This is a genomic window from Pseudoalteromonas sp. TB25 (assembly GCF_000497995.1).
Taxonomy (GTDB): Bacteria; Pseudomonadota; Gammaproteobacteria; order Enterobacterales; family Alteromonadaceae; genus Pseudoalteromonas; species Pseudoalteromonas distincta.
In genome coordinates this window covers 1-4,562 of record NZ_AUTI01000224.1, presented here as the reverse complement: position 1 = coordinate 4,562, position 4,562 = coordinate 1, and the positions used below count along the sequence as shown (strand labels likewise).

3 protein-coding genes are annotated in these 4,562 nt (G+C 39.8%); all 3 read right to left on the bottom strand.

Annotated features, from left to right (window positions below):
* Positions 1-122 precede the first annotated feature (122 nt).
* Positions 123-398 (bottom strand): helix-turn-helix domain-containing protein, encoded by a 276-nt coding sequence (locus L652_RS0106345; RefSeq protein ID WP_024596996.1) that lies wholly within the window; start codon positions 396-398, stop codon positions 123-125.
* Between the two features lie 28 nt (positions 399-426).
* A complete protein-coding gene (locus tag L652_RS0106340; RefSeq protein WP_024596995.1) occupies positions 427-1,167 on the bottom strand; it encodes an Abi family protein in 741 nt (246 codons plus the stop codon).
* A 272-nt stretch (positions 1,168-1,439) separates the two neighbouring features.
* Positions 1,440-4,424, bottom strand: coding sequence for a Tn3-like element ISKox2 family transposase (locus L652_RS0106335; protein WP_008126957.1), 2,985 nt, complete (start codon positions 4,422-4,424; stop codon positions 1,440-1,442).
* Positions 4,425-4,562: the final 138 nt, after the last annotated feature.

Genomic DNA, 4,562 nt, shown 5'->3' with positions numbered 1-4,562 from the left:
CCCCACAATATAGCAATCATTAGGTGAGTATTTCTAATAAAGAAATTGTCATTTTCAGAATTTGATTTGATATTATTTTCTTCTACTTGTTCTGACATTTTTATCTCCAGTTAATTTAAAATTTAGTATTGAGGGTACAGTAGCACGTCACTAACGTGCTGTGAATTATCATTTAACCAAGATTTGTTTAACATCCCCCAGTCTACCACCGAGTATGAACCGCCTTTATTTTCAAGCACAATAGACAGCTCAGGAATTGCCGCTATCGTATCTTGAGCTGTTCGTCTTGGCATTCCTGTAGCTTCCATAATTGCTGGCACAGTGTTAACGCCTGCGCTAATCAGCCAAGTCACGTAAGCTCGCCTATATAAGCTAGTTTTAGTTTTGCTATGTGTCATTTAATAACTCTGTGAAAATATTTTTAAGCTAATCATTTTGAGTTTCCGATGGTAACAATATATCCTTAAATGTGTTTAAGTTAGCAATATCACATTCCGATAAAAATCTATCCTCGAACCCTAGCGCGGTTATTAACTGATACTTACTTGTGGACAAATACCTAATTACTTCTAAATGCTCCTGATATTTTTTGATTATGTTATTTATTGCCTGCTCCCTACTTCTAGTAGAACGTCCTTTCCAAGCGGGCTCGTGATGGAACAATCTATTCCTAAATTTATTTAAAGTGCCAAAATTTTGAAAAATTGTATTCAAGGAAACCTTACTTGCTTGGGCGTTGGGAAAGCATTGGTTAAATTTGAATTGCCACAAATTATGCTTTTTATCTCTTGGATTATTATAGCCTTTCGATAGCATGTGAACCCAGAATCCAAATGGAAGCCGCGATACAAGATCATTTGTTGTGTATTTAGCTCCCACTTCATCTAAGCACTTTTGCTCTGCTTCGGTCACTTGATTTTTTGATTTGTCGCTAATTGTTTTAGTTTTGAACCATTCTGGATCATCAAACTGCTCTGTCGCACACTGGTGTATTGAATTTCTTAAAGTAACTTCAAGTAGTTGAACAACTGTAAAAAAGTGGCTCATAATGCTCTGCATTGACATATAAATAGCTATTAATTCATGGTCAGATTTACAGGAGAATACTTGACGATACGTTTCAAGTTTTTCCGTAGATAGACCCTTTTTTATTTCTGCAAGATCCAAATTATTTGCCCTTATTAAATTTATTAGGTATTATGACGGCAACTGAGGCATTGCCTCTTGTTGTGATAGCCCTGTCCTCTTACGCTCTATGAGTATTGACAACAGGTAGCGAGTTTAAGAGCCATCCCAAGTGGGGTGGCTCACTTGTTTCTGACGCACAATAAATTCTAAAATACACCTTAATGGGGTTCTAGGGATTTTCCCCTCTAAAGTAACATAAATCGCCACAACCCTCGCAGTTAATGGCTTGTGGAGCTGGGTTACCTTTCATTTTAGACTTCATTTTCAACAATAGGCCTAGTTATTTCCTGTAAATCAGGTAGTTTGCGGTTACTAGCGAACTGATAAGTGCCGCTCAGATTAATGTTCTGCCATGCAACGGGTGATACTTGTCGAGTTATTGCTGCTTTTTCCTCGTCACCAACTTCTTCAAAGTGCAGTAATAGATGACTTAGGATCATCGAGTTAAAGTAGATAATAGCATTTGCCGTCAAACGGGCACACTCGTTCCAGACGACTATTTCTGATTCGTTTTTTCCACGGAACTGGTCACGATTGACCGATGCAATAGCTCGCCTGAGGAAATGCCAGGCTTCGCCTCGGTTCAGTGCTCGTTGAACATATTGGCGCAGACTTGCATCATCAATATAATCAAGTAAATATTGGGCTTTGATGAGTCTATTATATTCCGTTAATGCTTGTAATATAGGGTGTCTAGATGGATAACCAGATAATTTGCGTACTAGCAATGCCTGTGTTGTGCGTTTTTCTTGAAGGGATAACACAATACGCTGAATATCCTGCCAGCCTTCTTCAATCACATTCATTTTTATCGGCTTTTTCAGCGCCAGATGCGTGTTTCCGTCGTCGCTTTCAGTTACGTTAAATAGGTCATTGATCACACTGGTGAACTGAGCATACCTAGGCGCAAAACTATAACCGCATAAATCCAATAAGGCATAATTAACATGATTAACACCATGGGTGTCGGTTGAGAGGACATCTGGCTTAAGATCACTAGTATTAGATTGTAGTAAGTCGTAAATATAATGGGACTCATGCTCATTAGATCCTATGATACGGGCATTTAACGCACTATGATTGGCAACTAACGTCATGGCCGTAATACCTTTGTTGGTGCCGAAGTATTTCGAGGAGTAGCGAGTTTTAAAAGTCTCAAGGTGAGTTTCAAATTTTTGCCCATCGGTACTGGCGTGCAGGACGTCTTCTTGGATGTGATAGTGGCGGAAAATAGGGAGTGCCGCTACTGCGTTATTGATGATATCACTAGCCTCTTGCAAGGTTTCAGGCCTAATATAATTAGCTTGTATAGTGCTTAGATGCTCATAACTGCGATCAGATATTTGTGCCATCCCATATACGCCGCGATGTGTCGCATTCGCAATTAGAATAGCCAATAAATCATCCTGATTGGCGCCTACTTGTTTTTGTATTGGCAGCACGTGTGCGAAGCATTGCATAAAGTTGGTTTCTTGTTCAACATAACGCAACACATCAGCAATACTGACGGGGATCATTTGTTTAAAGAAAGGGTTGTTGACAAGTGATTGGGAGCCTTTAACTGGCAGTCGCCATCGTGTGCCACTTCGGCTCTTCATGATCACATTGCGGTTATCACCATTATCAATGTGACGAGCAACATCTTCTAGGGATGTTGTTAAGCGTATTTGTTTTACTTGCAGTAGCTTCTGAATCGGCTGCTTTAGCTTTTCCAATGTTGATGATGCCAATAGATCAGGCTGTATTGACGATGCAATTAAGTCGTCTTCTAGCGCACGATATTTAGTGACGTTTGATAAGTAAATTCGACCATTAAGCCGAGAAGCCAGTTGACGGTAAAGCAACCATTCGTATCGCTGTGGATGAACAACATCCTTGTTAATTAACCATGGACGATGTTTTTGTTGGATAAGTGTACTATCCATTGTTTGCAATGTATTACCTGCTAATAGTTCTGTTTTTGTGGTTTTGAGCTGGGTCACTAATGCTTCTGAGCCTTTACCTGCTTGGCATTCAAGACATAGAAACACGGGCCTTAATAACTGCTCAATTAACCCGTTTTGATCATCATAATATTGCCATTGATATTCTTCTACCGTGCGTTTTTGCTTTTTTAAGTACAGGCATAGCGTTTCTATATCTTGGTTATTCATTACACTTAATGCTTGTTGCCTAACCGTTGCAAATGGTTGATTATCGTCGATACTGTCATCAACAAACAGATGCAGTAATTCTGCGGCTTTGGTGACATTGTCTGCAGCTGACCTCCATGAGTCAAACACTGCCTGTTGGGCAAACGCATGCGCAGCTTCTTGTTGTTTACGGATATGATGAATAAACCCATCAGCCAATCGCTCTAGGCTTTGCCGTATGCGTTGAGTCAGAAAACACAGCAACCATAGGTGTTGCTGTGGACGCTTAAAGCGTTTTAGTTTACTGCCATAATAATCCACCATTTCACCGAAGTGTTGTTGGTTTTTAGACGATAAGGCTAAGCCCTTAACAGCATTATCAATCTGTCTTGTATAAGGCTGTAACTGATGATACACCGTCAGTTCTTTTTTTAGCTCTGTCACCATAACGCTTTTTGCACCGGCTCGAAGCTGGCTTAAGGAGAGCCCATCTTTGTCATCGATAATAGTATTTAGAAATCCGTGTAGTTCAGATGAAACATGAATACGAAGCTTATTATTTAACGCCTTCTTGACCTGTTGGATAACACGACTGATAAGCTTTTGTAAGACAGTATATTTAGGGATGGCAATTCTATGCGTTGCTAGATATTCAGCGGCTGCATCGAATAGATAACGAGGCTCAAGCCAAGCTTTGCCGACCATAACAAGATGTTCGTACAGCGGCGCAAAGTGCAGACTTTCGTCCCATTTCTGATAGTTTAATAACCTCAGTATTCTTTGATATATACGGTCACGCTGCATCTTATTAATGCTGAAAGGCCTGATCCCTTTGCCTCCTTGAACTTGCGTTGAAATAAACTGCATATCGTCAAAGATGAGGTTAAAGCTAGGTGAAAGAATCACAGGCTTAGACTTAAAATACCCTAATAACGCAATGAAATAGCATCGGTGGTTCCTTAGGCGAATACTTTTCAACTCTGTTAACTCGATCTCGTTTGGCGTAAAATACAATCGTTGTTGTTCAAGTGATAATAGCGGCGGAGAATATAGATCAAGCTGCTCAGCTTTGGTAAGAATTGATAGTTCGTTTTTTATAGCCATAGGAATTAAATTAAGTTTAAGGGGTTGTTAACCTCATAATTTGCCATACTTTGGAGAAGTAACCCACCTTTGTATGCCTTTAAATATGGTGAGTATGGCGATTTATGTTACTTTAGAGGGGAAAATCCCTAGAACCCC